Source organism: Streptomyces sp. NBC_01241, assembly GCF_041435435.1.
Classification (GTDB): Bacteria; Actinomycetota; Actinomycetes; order Streptomycetales; family Streptomycetaceae; genus Streptomyces.
Window position 1 is genome coordinate 4,979,847 of the sequence record NZ_CP108494.1, and the last position, 18,399, is coordinate 4,998,245.

Annotated in this window: 19 protein-coding genes and 1 pseudogene; 13 read left to right on the forward strand and 7 right to left on the reverse strand. The window is 68.9% G+C overall.

Translation table 11 applies throughout. From position 1 onward, the window contains the following. Nucleotides 1–169 precede the first annotated feature (169 nt). The 3 genes and pseudogenes from OG306_RS22295 to OG306_RS22305 all read left to right on the forward strand — a co-directional run. A pseudogene (locus tag OG306_RS22295) lies at nt 170–616 on the forward strand (bacterial transcriptional activator domain-containing protein); the annotation flags it as partial. A 139-nt stretch (nt 617–755) separates the two neighbouring features. Further along, nucleotides 756–1,955: a cyclic dehypoxanthinyl futalosine synthase gene (gene mqnC, locus OG306_RS22300; RefSeq protein ID WP_266747863.1), complete on the forward strand. Its 1,200-nt coding sequence runs from the start codon at nt 756–758 to the stop codon at nt 1,953–1,955. Between the two features lie 7 nt (nt 1,956–1,962). Next, nucleotides 1,963–2,589, forward strand: coding sequence for a hypothetical protein (locus OG306_RS22305; protein ID WP_266747864.1), 627 nt, complete (start codon nt 1,963–1,965; stop codon nt 2,587–2,589). Between the two features lie 6 nt (nt 2,590–2,595). Here the strand turns inward: OG306_RS22305 and OG306_RS22310 are convergent, their stop codons facing one another. From OG306_RS22310 to OG306_RS22330, 5 genes are all read right to left on the reverse strand, one after another. Continuing rightward, nucleotides 2,596–3,321, reverse strand: a complete 726-nt coding sequence (locus tag OG306_RS22310; RefSeq protein WP_266747865.1) for a DUF3152 domain-containing protein — start codon at nt 3,319–3,321, stop codon at nt 2,596–2,598. 121 nt (nt 3,322–3,442) lie between these two features. Then, nucleotides 3,443–3,607 carry a hypothetical protein gene (locus tag OG306_RS22315; RefSeq protein WP_266752748.1) on the reverse strand — a complete coding sequence of 55 codons (165 nt, stop codon included), beginning with the start codon at nt 3,605–3,607 and terminating at the stop codon, nt 3,443–3,445. Next, a complete protein-coding gene (locus OG306_RS22320; RefSeq protein ID WP_353963829.1) occupies nt 3,604–3,981 on the reverse strand; it encodes a helix-turn-helix domain-containing protein in 378 nt (125 codons plus the stop codon). Before OG306_RS22320 ends, OG306_RS22315 begins: the two co-directional genes overlap by 4 nt. 124 nt (nt 3,982–4,105) lie before the next feature. Further along, on the reverse strand, nt 4,106–5,077 hold the full coding sequence (locus tag OG306_RS22325) for a hypothetical protein (protein WP_266747866.1): 972 nt from the start codon (nt 5,075–5,077) through the stop codon (nt 4,106–4,108). Nucleotides 5,078–5,189: 112 nt separating this feature from the next. After that, nucleotides 5,190–5,615 carry a peptidase inhibitor family I36 protein gene (locus tag OG306_RS22330; protein ID WP_266747867.1) on the reverse strand — a complete coding sequence of 142 codons (426 nt, stop codon included), beginning with the start codon at nt 5,613–5,615 and terminating at the stop codon, nt 5,190–5,192. A gap of 270 nt (nt 5,616–5,885) precedes the next feature. Between OG306_RS22330 and OG306_RS22335 the strand changes: the two genes are divergently transcribed. The 6 genes from OG306_RS22335 to OG306_RS22360 all read left to right on the forward strand — a co-directional run bounded on the left by OG306_RS22335 (nt 5,886) and on the right by OG306_RS22360 (nt 12,039). Continuing rightward, nucleotides 5,886–6,371 carry a hypothetical protein gene (locus OG306_RS22335; RefSeq protein ID WP_266747868.1) on the forward strand — a complete coding sequence of 162 codons (486 nt, stop codon included), beginning with the start codon at nt 5,886–5,888 and terminating at the stop codon, nt 6,369–6,371. A 25-nt stretch (nt 6,372–6,396) separates the two neighbouring features. After that, entirely contained in the window at nt 6,397–7,863 is a 1,467-nt protein-coding gene (locus OG306_RS22340) for a peptidoglycan-binding protein (protein ID WP_327258897.1), read from the forward strand. Then, nucleotides 7,860–8,549, forward strand: a complete 690-nt coding sequence (locus tag OG306_RS22345) for an ABC transporter ATP-binding protein (RefSeq protein WP_266747870.1) — start codon at nt 7,860–7,862, stop codon at nt 8,547–8,549. The genes OG306_RS22340 and OG306_RS22345 overlap by 4 nt, the downstream gene beginning before the upstream one ends. After that, nucleotides 8,546–9,796 carry an ABC transporter permease gene (locus tag OG306_RS22350; RefSeq protein ID WP_371665581.1) on the forward strand — a complete coding sequence of 417 codons (1,251 nt, stop codon included), beginning with the start codon at nt 8,546–8,548 and terminating at the stop codon, nt 9,794–9,796. Before OG306_RS22345 ends, OG306_RS22350 begins: the two co-directional genes overlap by 4 nt. Before the next feature lie 70 nt (nt 9,797–9,866). Then, nucleotides 9,867–10,559: a demethylmenaquinone methyltransferase gene (locus tag OG306_RS22355; protein WP_266747871.1), complete on the forward strand. Its 693-nt coding sequence runs from the start codon at nt 9,867–9,869 to the stop codon at nt 10,557–10,559. Nucleotides 10,560–10,755: 196 nt separating this feature from the next. Then, nucleotides 10,756–12,039 carry a geranylgeranyl reductase family protein gene (locus OG306_RS22360; RefSeq protein WP_266747872.1) on the forward strand — a complete coding sequence of 428 codons (1,284 nt, stop codon included), beginning with the start codon at nt 10,756–10,758 and terminating at the stop codon, nt 12,037–12,039. A gap of 191 nt (nt 12,040–12,230) precedes the next feature. Here the strand turns inward: OG306_RS22360 and OG306_RS22365 are convergent, their stop codons facing one another. Together OG306_RS22365 and OG306_RS22370 are read right to left on the reverse strand one after the other, a co-directional pair. Next, nucleotides 12,231–13,463 (reverse strand): MraY family glycosyltransferase, encoded by a 1,233-nt coding sequence (locus OG306_RS22365; protein WP_371666266.1) that lies wholly within the window; start codon nt 13,461–13,463, stop codon nt 12,231–12,233. A gap of 312 nt (nt 13,464–13,775) precedes the next feature. Further along, nucleotides 13,776–14,612 (reverse strand): C40 family peptidase, encoded by an 837-nt coding sequence (locus OG306_RS22370; protein WP_266905783.1) that lies wholly within the window; start codon nt 14,610–14,612, stop codon nt 13,776–13,778. 796 nt (nt 14,613–15,408) lie between these two features. Here OG306_RS22370 and OG306_RS22375 point away from each other — a divergent pair. Genes OG306_RS22375 through OG306_RS22390 form a run of 4 tightly spaced genes read left to right on the forward strand, consistent with a single transcriptional unit; the run spans nt 15,409 to nt 18,376 of the window. Next, entirely contained in the window at nt 15,409–15,768 is a 360-nt protein-coding gene (locus tag OG306_RS22375; protein ID WP_003992243.1) for an NADH-quinone oxidoreductase subunit A, read from the forward strand. A gap of 18 nt (nt 15,769–15,786) precedes the next feature. Next, a complete protein-coding gene (locus tag OG306_RS22380) occupies nt 15,787–16,341 on the forward strand; it encodes a NuoB/complex I 20 kDa subunit family protein (RefSeq protein ID WP_030975705.1) in 555 nt (184 codons plus the stop codon). Continuing rightward, nucleotides 16,338–17,054 (forward strand): NADH-quinone oxidoreductase subunit C, encoded by a 717-nt coding sequence (locus OG306_RS22385; protein ID WP_266747875.1) that lies wholly within the window; start codon nt 16,338–16,340, stop codon nt 17,052–17,054. The genes OG306_RS22380 and OG306_RS22385 overlap by 4 nt, the downstream gene beginning before the upstream one ends. Beyond that, complete coding sequence (locus OG306_RS22390; RefSeq protein ID WP_266747876.1) at nt 17,054–18,376, forward strand: NADH-quinone oxidoreductase subunit D; 1,323 nt, start codon at nt 17,054–17,056, stop codon at nt 18,374–18,376. Before OG306_RS22385 ends, OG306_RS22390 begins: the two co-directional genes overlap by 1 nt. The last annotated feature ends 23 nt before the right edge of the window (nt 18,377–18,399 follow it).

Consider the following 18,399-nt stretch of genomic DNA (forward strand, 5'->3'; position numbering starts at 1 on the left):
TCGGCGGCATCGAAGGTGTCCGGGCTTGGGGAGAGCCCGGTTCACGAGTGCGTAGGCGACATCCGTGGGAGCCGTGTGCATCACGGGGTGGGTGAAGGGTGAAGGGCCCTGTGGGCGTCGCGGGCACCCTGGTCTGCCTTGAGGTACTCGTGCGACTACTAGCGACCCAGGGCAGGGGGCCCGGAACGCGGCCGTGCGGGAGCGGCTGCTCACCGACGCGCTCGGGCTCGTCCGCGGCCCGCTGCTGGTGGACCGGCCGGAGGGCCGGTACGGCTGGCTCGCCCACGAGATCATCGATGCCCAATTGCCCCTGCTCGTCGCGGACGTGGCCCTCGCCCTGTCGGAACACCACCTCGAACAGGGCCGGCCCGAGCAGGCCGTCGCCGCGCTCACCGTCGCACTGTCCTCGTCGCCGAACGACGAGCGGCTGTGGAACGAGTTGCTGCGCGCGACCCACGCCACGGGCGATACCGAGCGCCTGGCAGTGCTCGCCGCGTCCCTCGTCGCCCGGGCCGACGAGCCGGGCGACGTCGGCCGGGGGCTGCCGCCGCGTACGGAAGCGCTGCTGGACGAGCTGCTGCCGACCTGGCGTGACGCCGATGCGGCGACCGGCTGACCCGGCGCGCTGGTGTGAGCGGCGCGGGCTCCGGGGCGCCGCTTCGCAGCGAGGGTGCGGCGAGAGGCGCGCACGAGCGCTGGCGTAGGGTGAACCGGTCCGTAGATCCGTTGAAAAACCGCCGAAAGGTGACAGCCCGGTGACCGAGAAGGCCGACCTCCAGCCCATCCTCGACCGAGCCGCCGAGGGCGGTCGGATCACTCCGGAGGAGGCGCTCGACCTCTACCGTTCGGCGCCGCTGCACGCACTGGGCGCGGCCGCCGACGCCGTACGCCGTCGTCGTTACGCCGGTACGGAGCACATCGCGACGTACATCATCGAGCGCAACATCAACTACACGAACGTGTGTGTCACGGCCTGCAAGTTCTGTGCCTTCTACGCCGCGCCCAAGGACACCGCCAAGGGCTGGTCCCGCGATCTCGACGACATCCTGCGCCGCTGCGCGGAGACCGTCGAACTCGGCGGTACGCAGATCATGTTCCAGGGCGGACACCACCCGGACTACGGCGTCGAGTACTACGAGGAGCACTTCTCCGCCATCAAGAAGGCGTTCCCGCAGCTGGTCATCCACTCGCTGGGCGCCTCCGAGGTCGAGCACATGGCCCGGATCTCCAAGGTCTCCGTGGAGGAGGCCATCCAGCGCATCCACGCCGCCGGGCTCGACTCCTTCGCGGGCGCGGGCGCCGAGCTGCTGCCGGCCCGGCCGCGTACCGCGATCGCCCCGCTCAAGGAGTCCGGTGAGCGCTGGCTGGAGATCATGGAGATCGCCCACCGGCTCGGTGTCGAGTCCACCTCCACCATGCTGATGGGTACCGGCGAGACCAACGCCGAGCGCATCGAGCACCTGCGGATGATCCGTGACGTGCAGGACCGCACCGGCGGCTTCCGCGCCTTCATCCCGTACACGTACCAGCCCGAGAACAACAAGCTGAAGGGCCGGACGCAGGCGACGCTCTTCGAGTACCTGCGGATGATCGCCATCGCCCGGATCTTCCTGGACAACGTCGCGCACATCCAGGGTTCCTGGCTGACCACCGGCAAGGAGGTCGGCCAGCTGTCGCTGCACTACGGTGCCGACGACCTCGGTTCGATCATGCTGGAGGAGAACGTCGTCTCCTCGGCCGGTGCCAAGCACCGCTCCAACCGGCTCGAAATCATCGACCTCATCCGCAAGGCGGGCCGCGTACCGGCCCAGCGCGCCACGACGTACGAGCACCTCGTCGTGCACGACGACCCGGCGAACGACCCGGTCGACGAGCGGGTGGTCTCGCACATCTCGTCCACGGCGATCGAGGGCGGCACGGCACACCCGGAGCTGAAGCTCCTCGACGCCAACTAGCCCGTCCGTGCTGACCATCCACGCCGCCGACGCGGTGCACGGTGCCCCGGAAGGGGTGGACTCCGTGGCCGTGGACGGCGGCGTGCTCGTCGCCATCGGTGCGTACGGGGAGCTGACCGCCGCCCGTCCGCAGGCCCGGATCCGGCGCTGGTCCGGCCTGATCACCCCGGGACTGCTGAACGCGGGGGCGCCGGCGCTGCTGGAGGCCGCCTACCACCCGGACCCGCGCGAGGCGGACGCGCTCGGCAGCGATCCGCTCACCGGTGACGCGCTCACCGCCCTCGGCATGGACGACGCCCGCTGGGGCGCGAGTGCCCGGCGCGGACTGCAACGCATGCTGCGGCACGGCACGACCGCCGTGCGCGGCCCCTTCACCCGCCCCGCCGTACGCACGGCGGTCGCCCGCTCGGGGCTGCGCGTGCACGCTCCGGGCCCGGCGCCGGAACACGTGTCGCTCGACCCGTTGGCGTCCGTACCGGTGCCGGCCGACGCGTTCGCCGCGGTCCTGGCCGTCGGCGGGCCCGCGGATCTGGCGGTGTTCGCCGTACGGGACGCGGCGGCGCTGCGCACCGCGGGCGCCGTGAGCTGCGCGGCGACGGTGCTCGGCGGACGACTGGTCTTCCGCCGCAGCTGAGGGACGTCACGGTACGGAAGGGCCGCCCAGGTAGTGGCCCTTGGTGTCGTACGGCCAGGCGTTGGAGACGCACCCCTTCAGGCCGTAGATCTGCTGCATCATCGCGGGGGCGGGGCGGCCCTTGCCCGGGCAGGTCTCGTGGCCGTGGCCCAGCCAGTGCCCGACCTCGTGGTTGATGATGAGGGCCCGGTAGTCGGCGAGCGGGCCGTGGAATTCGGGCGATCCCTGCTGCCAGCGCTTGAGGTTGACCATGACGTCGGCGCCGACCCGGCAGTTGACCTCGCCGTGCGTGTCGAGGCCGCTCTGCCCGCAGACGGCGTCGGTGGTCCCGGGCGTGGCGATCCGGATGACCAGTCCCGCCGGACCGTCGGCGACCTGTCGGAAGGTGTGCTCGCCGTGGTGCGACCAGCCCCGTGGCGAGGCCAGGATGCGGGCGATCTCGGCGGCGGCCCGGTCGGGGTCGACGCCCGAACCGTCCTCCACCTCGACCCGGTAGGCCTTGCCCGTGCGGGTGTCGCCCTTACGGGCGTCCGAGGAGTCGGAGGCGCCCGCGCGGGCGATGGTGAAGGAGCCGGAGGCGGCCGAAGCATCCGGACCGGCCGCACCCTCGCTGTTCCACCGGACACCCACGACGGCGGCCGCGACCAGCACGGCCGGAACGACAGCTATGACGAACGGCCGGTTCCGGCCGCGTTCCTGCTGCCCCCGCCGACGCACATGCCATCCGGCCATTCGCGCCCCTCCCCCGTACTCGGTGGCTCCGTACCCCCTGTTATGACCGTTGCCGGAGCCGATTGGTTCAGTCCACTCGGTCACGGGGTGGGTACAGGCAGGACGCATGCCCGGCGGGGCGTCACGGTACCGACGGGCTGCCCAGGTACTGCCCGTTCGCGTCGTACGGCCGGGCGTTGGGCACGCATCCCTTCGGGCCGTAGATCTGCCGCAGCATCGCGGGGAAGGCGCGGCCCCTGCCGGGGCAGGTCTCGTGGCAGTGGGCCGGCCAGTGTCCGCGACTCATTCTGCGTGTGCTTGTGCCGGAAAGGCTGCAATGGATGTGGAGCCGGTCGGCAGTTTCGTGAACAACAGCGTGCAGTCACCGCAGAGGGACAAAAGGCCCCTGTGATGCAAGGCGGACAACAGGCAGAGCCGGAGTCTTGTCATGCCGCCGAGTTTCGACCGGATATTGGCCATGTGAAACTTCACCGTTCGCGGAGTGACGTGCAGACGAGCCGCGACTTCCTCGTTTGAGGGAGCGCTGTGCAACGTGACGAAAAGCTGCTCTTCCGTGGGTGTGAGCCGACGGAGAGATCTGGGTGCGGGACGGGCTGCGGGCGGACTCTCGTGCGGGTTGTCGAGGGTTGGGCCGGCGCAGACAAGGCAATGAACCGTCATGATCCCCCCCAGGGTGCTGGTTCAAGAGCGGCAGAAATGTAGCACGTGGGGTGGATCTTCCGGCTGTGGGCCGCGATGCCTGCGGCCTTGAGAAGTGTGTCGGGAGTTGAATCGGGAGGAATGTTCAGGGCTGTGAAATGAGTGAGGCGGCGAGCTTCAACCGATCCTTGAGTTGCTGCTTGGCCAGGTTGAGCGTCTCGGCATTCTTGTTGATTTGCCGTTTTTGGTAGGCGGACTGGACCGCGAAGTAGACGCCGACGAGATTGACCTCTTTTTTGCAGCTGACATCGGCTTTGGCGGCGGTGATGGCGGCGGGGGATGCGAGGGCGTTGTCGGCGATGCCGAGTTCCGTTGTGGCGTTCATCGGGTCGGCCACGGTGTGCCCCTTCCTCGCCATGCAGTCGGACCAGTACTTATTGACGGCCTTCGTCCGGGAATCCTCGCGTGTCCGGGACTCCGCCTGGGACTTGAGGTTGAAGACGTACAACGCATCCACGGCGTTCGGCTCGGGGGCGTACAGCTTGAGGAACGCCTCACGGCCGCAGCCGCCGATGGGCACCGCCCTGCCGTTGACCTTCTGCTTGCTGCCGCCCTTCTTCTCGGCCTCCGCCTGGTTCTTCGGCATGTCGGCCGGAACCAGATCGGGTGCGCCGTGCAACGCGAGTTCCTCGGACGCAGTGAGATTCTGCGGGGTCCGCGCGGGCGCTTCCGCTTCTCCGGGGACGCCGTAGCCGTACTGGGCCGCTTCGTTCGGGTCCACCACTCCGAAGATCCGCGCGTTCGGCTTGCTTGTTGCGGCGGAGACCAGGCGTCGCGGAGGGCTGTAGCGGAAGCCGAAGCGTTCCATGCACTGGGAGATGAGTGCGTCCTGGCCCTCCTGTACCGCGGCGAGCTCCTCCCGGGTGGCGTCGTAGGCGTCCAGGGGGAGCCGCAGCCCCACAGTGCTCAGCATCGTGGGGGTGGCTGACACCTCGGGTTCCGACTTCTCGTCGGTCTGCCCCACGTCGGCGGCGGAGGAACAGGCGGCAAGAAGCACGGCGGCGCAGGCCACACCGATCGAACGGTGGATGTGGCGGCGGCCGGAGAGCGGGTGCATGCGGATCCTTCGGGGGCGACCGGGTCGTACGATGTGGCAGCCGCTGTTCTGCCCGGCGCTTACGGGCAGAACAGCGGTGCCGTGTTGCGGGCGGTGTACTTCACCGGGACGGTCAGAAGTAGTACGCCGACGAGATCTCGTTCTTGAACGTGGCGGAGGCATTGCCGTAGTAGCCGAGCGGCAGGGAGCCGCGGATGCCGCCGCGGTTGGCGTCGGTGTACACGTCCCAGGCCGTCACGTCGCGGTTCCAGTACGAAGCGGTGTTGTCGTTGGTGGTCTGGCCCTGGCCGGGGCAGGTGCTGGCGGACGTCGACGAGATGAAGTGGTCGTTGGAGAAGTTGGCGTCCGAGCTGAGGAGGTCGAAGACGCAGCCGACGTAGTTCGAGTTGTAGTAGAGACCGAACTCTCCGCTCTCCACGTTGCCGTTCTTGTGGGTGGCGGCGGTCGCGGTGCCGGCGGTCACGAGCGTCAGCCCGGTGATCGCGGTCGCGGTCAGGGCGATGCCGGCCAGGCGCCGCGTAACGATTGATCGAGTCATTCCGCTTCTCCTTGGTGGGTCACTCGGGATGCGCATGGGGTCGATGGGTCGCGAGCGCCAGCAATTCAATGAGACATGCATCGACACGTCTACTGCCCCGGGGGACAGTTGCTGTCGACAGACCGTCTCTGTAGCGTCAGCCGTCAGAGGCTTTGTCGCTTACCGCCAAGTTGCTTACTGAAGCCGATCGTTGGGCGCATGATGGGCTGCTTGCGCATCATGCGCGACGGCCGTCTCCTTCGCTTCTGTCCCTCTCCCGGGAGCTCCCGTATGCGCTCTGTCCCTGCTGTCGCCAGAACTGCCGCGGCGCTGGTGCTGTTCTCCCTTGTGGCCGTCGGATGTTCGGACTCGACGTCGGCGAAGCCGTCGGCGGGCGCTACCCAGCGGGTAGGCGAGAAGGCGTACTACACGTGCCTGAAGGACCACGGGCTCACGCTGGAGACGACCGACGGTGGAGCGCTGCGGGTCGAGAAGGGGAAGGACAGCAGCGCGGCCATATTGGCAGCGGAGAAGAAGTGTGCTCACCTCGTTCCCGCTCAGCAGGCCCCGCCCAAGGAACAGATGGAGCTGGAGCGGAAGATGAGCGCGTGCCTGCGGGAGCACGGCGTCAAGGGCTATCCGGACCCCGCCCCGGACGGGAACACCTGGCCCAGCGACGAGTTGATCGAGGAGATGAAGACGAACCCCGACTACCGCAAGGCGCAGCGGGAGTGCGATCCCAGGTCCGAAGGCGGCGACGTCACAGTCGGCGGTTGACGCGTCCGGAGGGGAGGGGGCTTCGATGAGCGAGAACAGCGGCAACGACGGCAAGAGCGGCAAGAGCGGCAATAGCGGCAACGACGGCGATGGCGGCAACGACGGGGACGGGCGGGACGGTGTTCTGGGGCGGCGCCGTCGCTGGGTGGTCGCTGTCGCCGTCGCAGCCGCGGTGCTCGGCACCGTCGGTGTCGGCGCGTCGATGGTGATCAAGTCGCCGGGGCAGGTGGTGGCGGAGGCCCGCGCACCGCAGGAGGATGTGCTCACCGCGGCTGTGGAACATCGGGTGCTGGTGTCCTCGGTGATCACCCGGGGTGAGGTGAGGGCGGGGCAGACCGTGAATGTCTCCCCGCAGGTGTCCGGCGGCGACGAGGGTGCGGCCGGAGCGGTGATCACGAAGCTGGCGGTCAAGGCTCAGGACGTCCTGGTGAGCGGTCGGCTGCTCATGGAGGTCTCCGGCCGCCCCGTGTTCGTACTGCAGGGGAAACTGCCCGTCTACCGGGACCTGCGCCCCGGCAGTGCGGGTGACGATGTCGAGCAGCTCCAGAAGGCGCTGCAGAACCTGGGTCGCCCCACCGCACCGGATGTGCGGGGCACCTTCGGTACGGGGACCAAGTCGGCGCTCAACTCCTTCTACGCGTCCATCGGTTACGACCCGTTGCCGGCTCAGGGCGACGACGGTGAGGGGCTCAAGTCCGCCGGCGCCGCGGTGCGGTCGGCCGAGCGCGCGCTGGAGGATGCCAAGGACTCCCAGGGTGCGGTGAAGAGCGATGCGCCCGGCGATCCGCACAGGGCTGTGGACCGAGCTGCGGAAGACCTGAACGAGGCACGCGCCGCCTACGCCGAGGTGCAGGCGAAGTCGGGCCCGATGCTGCCGGCGGGCGAGGCGGTGTTCCTGGAGAGCTTCCCGGCCCGAGTGAACGCTGTGCAGGGCACCGTGGGCAGCAAGGTGTCGGGGACGGCCATGACCCTTTCCTCGGGCCGGCTGGTCGTGCAGGCGTACGTCCCCGAGTACCAGAAGGGGCTGCTGCGCGCCGGTCAGCACGTGAGGATCTACTCGGAGGTCACCGGGGTGTCGGCCGGGGCGAAGGTCTCCCGCGTCGCCGACACGCAGACGGCCCCGGCGCAGGCCGGCGCCGCCGGTTTTGGGCAGGAGGGCGGTGACAGCGGCGGTGGCCCGGCCGCCGGCCGCACCGGCTATCTGGTGCAGATCACCCCGGACAAGGCGCTTGACGCTCAACTGGCCGGCCAGGACGTCCGGTTGACGATCGAAGCGGCCTCCACCGGCGGTAAGGCCCTGGTGGTGCCGATCACCGCGATCACCGCAGGTGCCGACGGCAGGACGGTGGTGACCGTGGTCGCCGGCTCCGGCGAGCAGAAGCGGGTCGAGATACGCCCGGGCACGTCCGGTGACGGCTTCGTGGCGGTTGTACCCGTGGTCGAGGGCGCCCTGCATGCGGGTGACAGAGTGGTCACCGGGGTGCGGGAATGACTGTGCCTGTCATCGAGTTCCGGCAGGTTGCACTGACGTATCCCGGGCCCCCGCCGGTCGCTGCCTTCCGGCCCTGCGACCTGGTGATCGACCGGGGCGAATTCGTGACCGTCGTCGGCCCGTCCGGATCGGGCAAGTCGACGTTCCTCAACATTGCGGGTCTGCTGGACGCCCCGACCGCGGGGACGTATCTCCTCGACGGCCTGGACACCCGGGCGATGAAGGACGGCGACCGCACAGCGCTGCGCGGGCGCCGGATCGGCTTTGTCTTCCAGTCCTTCCATCTGCTGCCGCACCGCAGCGCCCTGGAGAACGTCACGCTGGCCATGGTCTACAGCGGCGTGGCCCGCAAGGAGCGGCGGCAGCGGGCGAAGGAGGCGCTGGTACGGGTCGGACTCGGGCACCGTGTCGAGTCCCTGCCCACCAGGCTGTCCGGTGGAGAGCGACAACGGGTGGCGATCGCGCGGGCGCTGGTGGGCAGGCCCTCCCTGCTGCTGTGCGACGAGCCGACCGGCAATCTCGACACGGTCAACGCGCAGTCGGTGCTGGCGTTGCTGGCGGAGCTGCACTCCGATGGCATGACCGTACTGGTGATCACTCATGATCCGGAGGTGGCGGGGCGCGGCGCGCGTACGGTCACGATCCGCGACGGGGTGCTGTGCGAGCCCGAAGGAGCGACGAGGTGATCCGCGGCGTGCTGCGGACGCGCCGAACCCGTCCGGTGGAGCCCTCGGTGTTCTCCTTCGGTGACCTGCTGGGTGAATCACTCGCCGGCATGCTGCAGCGCCCGGCCCGTTCGGCGCTGACCGCGCTCGGTACGGTCCTCGGCGTGGGCACGTTCGTGGCCATTCTCGGTCTGATCGCTACCACCTCCTCGCAGATCGATGGCCGCTTCAACTCCCTCACCGCCACGGAGGTTTCGCTCGAGGACAAGGCCTCGCAACAGAATGAGTTCGCGGGACCCGCCTTTCCGCCGGACGCCGACGACCGGGTGGAGAGACTGAACGGGGTGCGCAGTGCCGGGGTGTACTGGCCGGTGCGGCTGGACGCCGCCGTCACCGTGCGCTCCGCCCCGGTGGGCCAAGTCGTCGGCGACGGGAAGGCAGAAGTGGTTGCCGCGTCCCCCGGCGTACTGGAGGCGGCCGAACCCACTCTTTCCCAGGGGCGGATCTATGACGACCTGATGTCCGACGACGGGGCGTACGTCGCGGTCATCGGGTCGGGCGTCGCATCCCGACTCGGTATCACCACGCTGGAGACCCGGCCCGCCGTCTTCGTCGGCGACCAGCCGTTCACCGTCACCGGGATCATCGAGAAAACCGAACGCAAGGCCGACCTGCTTCTGTCGGTGGTCGTCCCGCGCACCACAGCCGAGAAGATCTGGGGTCCGCCCGAGGGCAGCAGCGCGACGATGCTGATCTCGACGGAACTGGGCGCCGCCCAGCAGGTCGCCAGGCTGGCCCCGACCGCGCTGCGGCCCGACCACCCCGAATATCTCAAGGCCCTTCCTCCGCCCGACCCCCGGACGCTGCGCTCCGGAGTCAGCGGCGACCTGAGCCAGCTGTTCCTGCTGCTGGCGGGTATCTGCCTGGTCATCGGCGCGGTCGGGATCGCCAACACCACCTTGGTGTCGGTCCTGGAACGCACCGGCGAGATCGGTCTGCGGCGTGCGCTCGGCGCCCGGGCCAGGCACATCACCGTGCAGTTCCTCGCCGAGTCCGGAGTCCTGGGAGCTCTGGGCGGTCTCATCGGGACCTCGCTGGGGGTGGCCACGGTGGTGGGTGTGGCCCTGGCCCGCGACTGGACGCCGGTCGTGCACCCGGCCACGGCCGCGGCGGCCCCCGTGATCGGCCTGGTCACCGGCGTACTGGCCGGGCTGTATCCGGCGTGGCGGGCGTCCCGCATCCAGCCCGCCGAGGCACTGCGTCGCTGATCGGCGCCACTGCGTTCCCGGATGGCGGGCCTGTCCCGCCGCTCTCGGACCGGGCTGCTTGAATGGGTGGGTGACCCGAGCTTCCCTGGACAAGCAGCCGCACGAAGTCGCCACGATGTTCGACGGCGTGGCGGCGAACTACGACCTCACCAACGACGTGCTGTCGCTCGGCCAGGCCCGGCTGTGGCGCAAGGAGGTCGCGAAGGCGGTGCACGCCCGGCCCGCGGAGAAGGTCCTCGACCTGGCGGCCGGCACGGCGACGTCGTCGCTGCCGTTCGCCGCGACGGGCGCGTACGTCGTGCCCTGCGACTTCTCCCTCGGCATGCTGCAGGAGGGCAAGAAGCGCAACTCCTGGCTGCCCTTCACCGCGGGCGACGCCACCCGGCTGCCGTTTCGCGACGAGACCTTCGACGTGGTGACCATCTCCTTCGGGCTGCGCAACGTCCAGGACACGGACGCGGCGCTGCGCGAGCTGTACCGGGTGACCAAGCCGGGCGGCCGGGTGGTGATCTGCGAGTTCTCGCAGCCGACCTGGGCGCCGTTTCGCACGGTGTACACCGAGTACCTGATGCGGGCGCTGCCGCCGGTCGCGCGCGCGGTGTCGTCCAATCCGGACGCGTACGTCTATCTCGCCGAGTCCATCCGGGCCTGGCCCGACCAGGCCGGGCTCGCGGCGAAGCTCCAGCAGGCCGGCTGGTCGAAGGTCGCCTGGCGCAATCTCACCGGCGGTGTGGTGGCGCTGCACCGGGGCGTACGTCCTTGAAGCAACGGGCCGGTGCAGCCCGTTGACGGGAATCCGGGAGGCGGGGGCCGGCCGGTTCCGCGCTCGGGCCCGCAGCTGCGCGAAGGGCCCGGCCGACATCGGGGAGCCCTTCGGAAGGCTGCCCCGCGGGCACCCATAGACTGCATGGGACAGGTGCCGCGCGGCACGCGATTTCGAGTCCTCGGGAGATCCGACCGTGACCGAGCCCCTCTCCGGACACAGCGCGGACGTGATCGTCGTCGGGGCTGGCCCGGCCGGTTCCACGACCGCGTACTACCTCGCCAAGGCCGGACTGGACGTCCTGCTGCTGGAGAAGACGGCCTTTCCCCGGGAGAAGGTCTGCGGCGACGGCCTCACCCCGCGCGCCACCAAGCAGCTCGTCTCCATGGGCATCGACATCTCCGAAGAGGCCGGCTGGCTGCGCAACAAGGGCCTGCGCATCATCGGCGGCGGCGTCCGCCTCCAGCTGGACTGGCCGGATCTCGCCTCGTACCCGGACTACGGACTGGTCCGCAAGCGCGACGACTTCGACGAGCAACTGGCCCGCCAGGCGCAGAAGGCGGGCGCGCGGCTGTACGAGCGCTGCAACGTCGGCGCTCCGATCGTCGACGACCGCACCGGCCGCATCACCGGCGTCAACGCGAAGCTCGGTGAGGAGAAGACCCCGGTCACCTTCCACGCCCCGCTCGTCGTCGCCGCCGACGGCAACTCCACCCGGTTGTCGCTCGCGATGGGCCTGCACCGCCGCGAGGACCGCCCGATGGGCGTGGCCGTGCGTACGTACTTCACCTCGCCCCGCCACGACGACGACTACCTGGAGTCCTGGCTGGAGCTGTGGGACCGCCGCGGCCCCCAGGACCGGCTCCTGCCCGGCTACGGCTGGATCTTCGGCATGGGTGACGGCACGTCCAACGTCGGTCTCGGCATCCTCAACTCCTCCTCCGCATTCAAGGAGCTGGACTGGCGCGAGGTCCTCAAGGCGTGGTGCGCGTCCATGCCGCAGGACTGGGGCTACACCCCGGAGAACATGACGACGCCGATCCGCGGCGCCGCCCTCCCGATGGCCTTCAACCGCCAGCCGCACTACACCAAGGGCCTGTTGCTCGTCGGTGACGCGGGCGGCATGGTCAACCCGTTCAACGGCGAAGGCATCGCGTACGCCATGGAGTCGGGCCAGATCGCCGCGGACGTCATCGTCCAGGCCCACGCCCGCGCGACCCCGGCCCAGCGCGAACTGGCGCTCACCAACTACCCGAAGGTGCTCAAGGAGACCTACGGCGGCTACTACACGATGGGCCGCGCCTTCGTGAAGCTGATCGGCAACCCGAAGGTCATGAAGGTCGCCACCCAGCGCGGGCTGACGCATCCGCTGCTGATGAAGTTCACGCTGAAGATGCTCGCCAACCTGACCGACCCTACGGGCGGCGACGCGATGGACCGGATCATCAACGGTCTGTCGAAGGTGGCCCCGAAGGCCTGAGCCGCCCCCGGACCGGCCACGGCCGTGCTCAGTCGGTGAGCACGGCCGTGGCCGGTCCTCTTTGTGCACGTATGCCCGCGGAGGAACAGTTGTTGCTCCGCGGGCGCCGGCGGTCGCCGTGATGCGGCAGCGACGCAGCGCCCATCCGCAACATCAGTCCGCCGACACTGAAGCAGGCTTCGCGGCGTGTCCTACGCCCGTTGCCCGGCGTCCGCGCGCGGACGCCGGTCGTCCGCGTGCTCCTCGGCGCGCCGGCCGCCGGCGGCGACCACACGCCCCCCGTTCCGGGGCTGCATCAGCCGCATCCGGGCCAGCAGGTCGGTGATGGCGAAGTCGTAGCGGGGCTGGAGCAGCAGAAGCAGGCCCAGTCCGCTGACGAACGCGACGGCGAACAGCATCCAGGACTTGGCGCCCCGCGCCGAGTAGGCCACGATCCCGAACGAGAACAGCGCCGACCAGAAGTACATGAGAAGCACGGCCCGGCGTTGCGAGTGTCCGAGCTGGAGCAGCCGGTGGTGGAGGTGCCCCTTGTCGGCGGAGAAGGGGGACCGTCCGTTCCACGTACGCCTGACGACGGCGAGCACGAGGTCCGCGACCGGCAGCGCGATGACGGACAGCGGAAGCAGCAGCGGAATGTAGACCGGCACCATCGCGGCCGACCCGGACGTACCGTCGACGGTCTGCTTGAGGAGGCTCGGATCGACCTCGCCCGTGACGGAGATCGCGCACCCGGCGATGAGCAGCCCGAGCAGCATGGACCCGGAGTCCCCCATGAAGATCCGGGCCGGGTGCGTGTTGTGGACCAGGAAGCCGAGGCACATGCCCACCAGGATCGCGGAAATCAGCGTGGTGGCCGCGGCGGACTCGATCCCGTAGCCGTACCAGAGCCGGTAGGCGTACAGGAAGAACGCTGTCGCCGCGATGCCCACCGTCCCGGCGGCCAGCCCGTCGAGCCCGTCGACGAAGTTGACCGCGTTGATGGTGAAGACGATCAGTCCCACGGTCAGCAGGGTGCCCTGCCAGTCGGCGAGGTAGATCCCGTCGGTGCCCGGCACCGGGAGCCAGAGGATCGTCAGCCCCTGGAACGCCATCACACCGGCGGCGAGCACCTGGCCGCCGAGCTTGACCAGCGAATCCAGCTCCCACTTGTCGTCGAGCACCCCCAGCAGCCAGATCAGTGAGGCACCGGACAGCAGCGCCCCGGGTGTCGAGCTCTGCGTGAAGATCTCTTTCAGGTGCGGCATGTGGGAGGCCACGACGTATCCGGCGAGCAGCCCGCCGAACATGGCAATGCCGCCCAGGCGCGGAGTCGGTTCACGATGGACGTCGCGGGCCCGGATTTCCGGCATCGCTCCGATCGAGATGGCGAACTTCCGCACAGGAGCGGTCAGAAGATGGGTCACCGCCGCCGTGATGAACAGCATGAGCAAGTAGTCCCGCACGGACGGCCCTCACATCCCGGCCCAGCAGCAGGCCGATACCTGAACAGTTTCTTCCGGTTCCTCCGGCGCCGCTGCTCAGGGTTGGACGGGGCCGGTGGCGAGTCCGGCGCGGCGGTATTTGAAGGCCGGGCCCCGGTCGAGGCCCCTCACTGCGCCCCGGCGAGCCTAACCCATGCGGATTCCGGTACGACGGGGAGCGGCACAGAGCCGTCGCTCCCGAGCGGGGGAGTGACGGCCCTGTGCCGCGCGCCGGGAAGGCGCTTGTGAATCCGAGAACTCGGCGAACTCCGGGACTCAGAGAACGCGGACCGCGCCCGACGGCGGGTCGTAGGACAGCGGACGCTGCACCACACCGGTGCTGGAGTTCTGCGCGCCGACGAATTCGCCGCCGCCCACGTAGATCCCGACGTGGTACGCGCTGCCCGCGCCGCCCCAGTACAGGATGTCGCCCGGCTGGAGGTTGCTCAGGGAGACCTGGGTGCCGGCGGTGGACTGGGCCTGCGAGACGCGCGGCAGGTCGACGCCGACCGAGCGGAACGCGGCCTGGACGAGGCCGGAGCAGTCCCACGAGTTGGGGCCGGTGCCGCCGGAGACGTACGCGTCCCCGACCTGGGCCTTCGCGAAGGCGATGACGGACGCGGCGGAACCGGTCGCGCTCGACGTGTACGAGGAGGCGGAGGACGAGGCCACGGCGGTGGTCGCGGTGGAGCCGGAGGTCGCGCTGAGCGTCGTACGGGCGGCGGTGCGGGAAGCGCGCTCGGCGGCTTCCGCCTTGGCCTTGGCGGCGGCTTCCGCCTTCTTCTTGGCCTCTGCCTTGCGGACCGCCTCGGCCTTGGCCTTCTTGGCGGCCTTGGCCGCGGTGGCGGCTGCGGCGTCCTCCTGGGCCTGCGTCTGCAGGTCCTGGGCGACCTGCTGCGTGGCCTGGGCGGACGCGGCGACGGCGGTGGAGAGCCCGGAGGTGATGGTGGGCATCTCGATGGTCTGGGTCACCGGCTCGGCCTGGGCCGGACCGGCAGCGCCTGCGACCGCGATGGTGCTGAGGACGCCACCGGCAACTCCGGCCCGCAGTGCCGTCTTCGGCGCGTTTCGGCGGGGCTTCCGGTGGCTGGGTATGTGAGCGGTGTGGGACATGGGTACTAGCGCTATCAGGGCTCCGGGGCTCCCATCAAGAAAGGTGTGTTGCGACACAGTTACGTCCGGAATCTGTGAATCCGCTTTCCGGCGGCCCTTATTGACGCCGTAACGGGCAAACCGGACAGGCTTGATCAGTGCTGTGATCACGGACTTTCGGCAATACGTCCGAATTGCCCGCCGCTTACCATCCGTTTACACCGATGGCCAAGCCCGCTTTTGTCGAAGTCCGTGCGGGGTGACGCAGGTCACAGCGTGATCAAGGTGCGACCGCGATGCGGGGGTGCGGGTGTGCCCGACGTCCGAAGGGCCGCCGGGTGCCGGCCGGGCCGTCCGCCGGCCCTGCGCCGTCACCTCTCCCATTCGCCCCGAAGATCGTGAATGCGTGCACACGTCCACTTCGCTCCTCGGGGCCCCTCGTCGGAGTGAGTCCGGGGCGGGTCGATCCTCCTATCACGCTCTCGCCATCCATTGCCAATTTGCTTCCCCGGGTATCTGATTGTTAGAGGAAAACCTTCTTGACCAGCGAAGACAGCATCGGATGTCACGTCTCGTGATCACTCGGCCGCTTTGCGTACGAAGATCACCGCTCAGGTGACTTCGCGGCTCTTCGCCTGGTGGTGGAGATCACAAACTCGTTGTCGTACCCCGTGTCGCAGATCACAGGACGGCGGGCATAGGATGCGGGGTAGTCGGGCTTGTGAACTGCCTCACATGTGCACGATCTTGGTGGGGTGGCGAGCCGAATCGCCCGATGCGGTCCAACGGTCAAGGACGACTGGAAGGAGCGAGGAGCGTGAATGCCTACGCGCCCATCCTCGTGCTCGGCGCCCTCGGGGCAGGGTTTGCGATCTTCTCCGTGGTCATGGCCACGCTTATCGGCCCCAAGCGGTACAACCGGGCAAAGCTCGAAGCGTACGAGTGCGGTATCGAACCCACCCCCACTCCAGCCGGAGGCGGCCGCTTCCCCATCAAGTACTACCTGACGGCGATGCTCTTCATCGTCTTCGACATCGAGATCGTCTTCCTCTATCCCTGGGCGGTCACCTTCGACGCCCTGGGGATCTTCGGGCTCGTGGAGATGCTGCTCTTCGTGCTCACCGTCTTCGTCGCCTACGCGTATGTGTGGCGGCGCGGCGGCCTGGAATGGGACTGAGGGGCTGAGGGGCACACCATGGGACTCGAAGAGAAGCTGCCCAGCGGCTTCGTGCTGACCACTGTCGAGCAGGCCGCCGGCTGGGTACGGAAGTCCTCCGTCTTCCCGGCCACCTTCGGCCTCGCCTGCTGCGCCATCGAAATGATGACGACCGGGGCCGGGCGCTACGACCTGGCCCGTTTCGGCATGGAGGTCTTCCGCGGATCGCCGCGCCAGGCGGACCTGATGATCGTGGCGGGGCGGGTCAGTCAGAAGATGGCGCCCGTCCTGCGGCAGGTCTACGACCAGATGCCCAACCCCAAGTGGGTGATCTCCATGGGGGTTTGCGCATCATCGGGCGGAATGTTCAATAATTACGCCATTGTTCAGGGTGTTGATCATATTGTCCCGGTTGATATTTATTTGCCGGGCTGCCCGCCGCGGCCCGAGATGCTGATGGACGCGATTCTCAAGCTCCACCAGAAGATCCAGAGCTCCAAGCTCGGGGTCAACGCGGAGGAGGCCGCCCGCGAGGCGGAGGACGCGGCGCTCAAGGCACTTCCCCTGATCGAGATGAAGGGGCTGCTGCGATGAGCGAGAACCCCGAGCAGAGCAACAACGGCGTGCCCGCGCCGCGGGACGAGACCGGCGAGGTCATCGGCGTACGCAAGGGCATGTTCGGCGCCAACAACGGCGGCGACACCTCCGGTTACGGCGGCCTCGTCCGCACGGTGACCCTGCCGGGCGCCACGTCGCGTCCGTACGGCGGCTGGTTCGACGAAGTCGCGGACGAACTCGAAGGGGCCCTGGAGGAACAGGACCTGCTTCCCGGGAACGCCATCGAGAAGACCGTCGTCGACCGCGGCGAGCTCACCTTCCACATCGCCCGCGAGCACCTCGTCCGGGTCGCCCGCACCCTGCGCGACGACCCGGCGCTGCGCTTCGAGCTCTGCACCGGGGTGAGCGGCGTCCACTTCCTCGGCGACAAGGGCCGCGAGCTGCACGCCGTCTACCACCTGCGCTCGATCACGCACGGCCGGCTGATCCGCCTGGAGGTGTCGGCCCCGGACAGCGATCCGCACATCCCCTCGCTCGTCGAGGTCTACCCGACCAACGACTGGCACGAGCGCGAGACCTACGACTTCTTCGGGCTCGTCTTCGACGGGCACCCCGCCCTCACCCGGATCATGATGCCGGACGACTGGCAGGGCTTCCCGCAGCGCAAGGACTATCCGCTCGGCGGCATCGCCGTCGAGTACAAGGGCGCCCAGATCCCGGCTCCGGACCAGCGGAGGTCGTACTCCTGATGTCTACTCCCCATGCAACGCCCAGGGCCACGACCGAGGGGACTGTATATACAGTCACCGGCGGCGACTGGGACGAGGTCGTCGAGTCGGCGGTCAAGTCCGACGACGAGCGCATCATCGTCAACATGGGCCCCCAGCACCCGTCCACGCACGGGGTGCTGCGGCTGATCCTGGAGATCGACGGCGAGACCGTCACCGAGGCCCGCTGCGGCATCGGCTACCTCCACACCGGCATCGAGAAGAACCTCGAATTCCGGAACTGGACCCAGGGCACCACCTTCGTGACGCGCATGGACTACCTGACGCCGTTCTTCAACGAGGCGGCGTACTGCCTCGGCGTCGAGAAGCTGCTCGGCATCGAGGACCAGATCCCCGACCGGGCCACCGTCCTGCGCGTACTCCTCATGGAGCTCAACCGGATCTCCTCGCACCTGGTGTGCATCGCCACCGGCGGCATGGAGCTCGGCGCCACCACGATCATGATCTACGGCTTCCGTGATCGTGAACTCGTTCTCGACCTCTTCGAGCTGATCACCGGCCTGCGGATGAACCACGCGTTCATCCGGCCCGGCGGACTCGCCCAGGACCTGCCGCCCGGCGCGATCGACCAGCTCCGCGAGTTCCTGAAGACCATGAAGAAGAACCTGCCGGAGTACGACAAGCTCGCCACCGGCAACCCGATCTTCAAGGCCCGCATGCAGGACGTCGGCTATCTCGACCTGACCGGCTGCATGGCACTCGGCGCCACCGGCCCGATCCTGCGCTCCGCCGGACTCCCGCACGACCTGCGCAAGACGGACCCGTACTGCGGGTACGAGGACTACGAGTTCGACGTCCCCACCGCCGACAGCTGCGACGCCTACGGCCGCTTCCTCGTCCGGCTGGAGGAGATGCGCCAGTCGTTGCGGATCATCGAGCAGTGCATCGACCGGCTCGCCCCCGGACCGGTGATGGTCGCCGACAAGAAGATCGCCTGGCCGGCGCAGCTCGCACTCGGCCCGGACGGGCTCGGCAACTCGCTCGACCACATCAAGAAGATCATGGGCACCTCCATGGAGGCCCTGATCCACCACTTCAAGCTGGTGACCGAGGGCTTCCGCGTCCCGGCCGGACAGACGTACACCGCGGTCGAGTCGCCCAAGGGCGAGCTCGGCGTCCATGTCGTCTCGGACGGCGGCACCCGCCCCTACCGGGTCCACTTCCGCGACCCGTCCTTCACCAATCTGCAGGCCATGGCGGCGATGTGCGAGGGCGGCCAGGTCGCCGACGTCATCGTCGCCGTCGCGTCCATCGACCCCGTGATGGGAGGCGTCGACCGGTGACCGAAGCACGTCAGGAAGTCAGT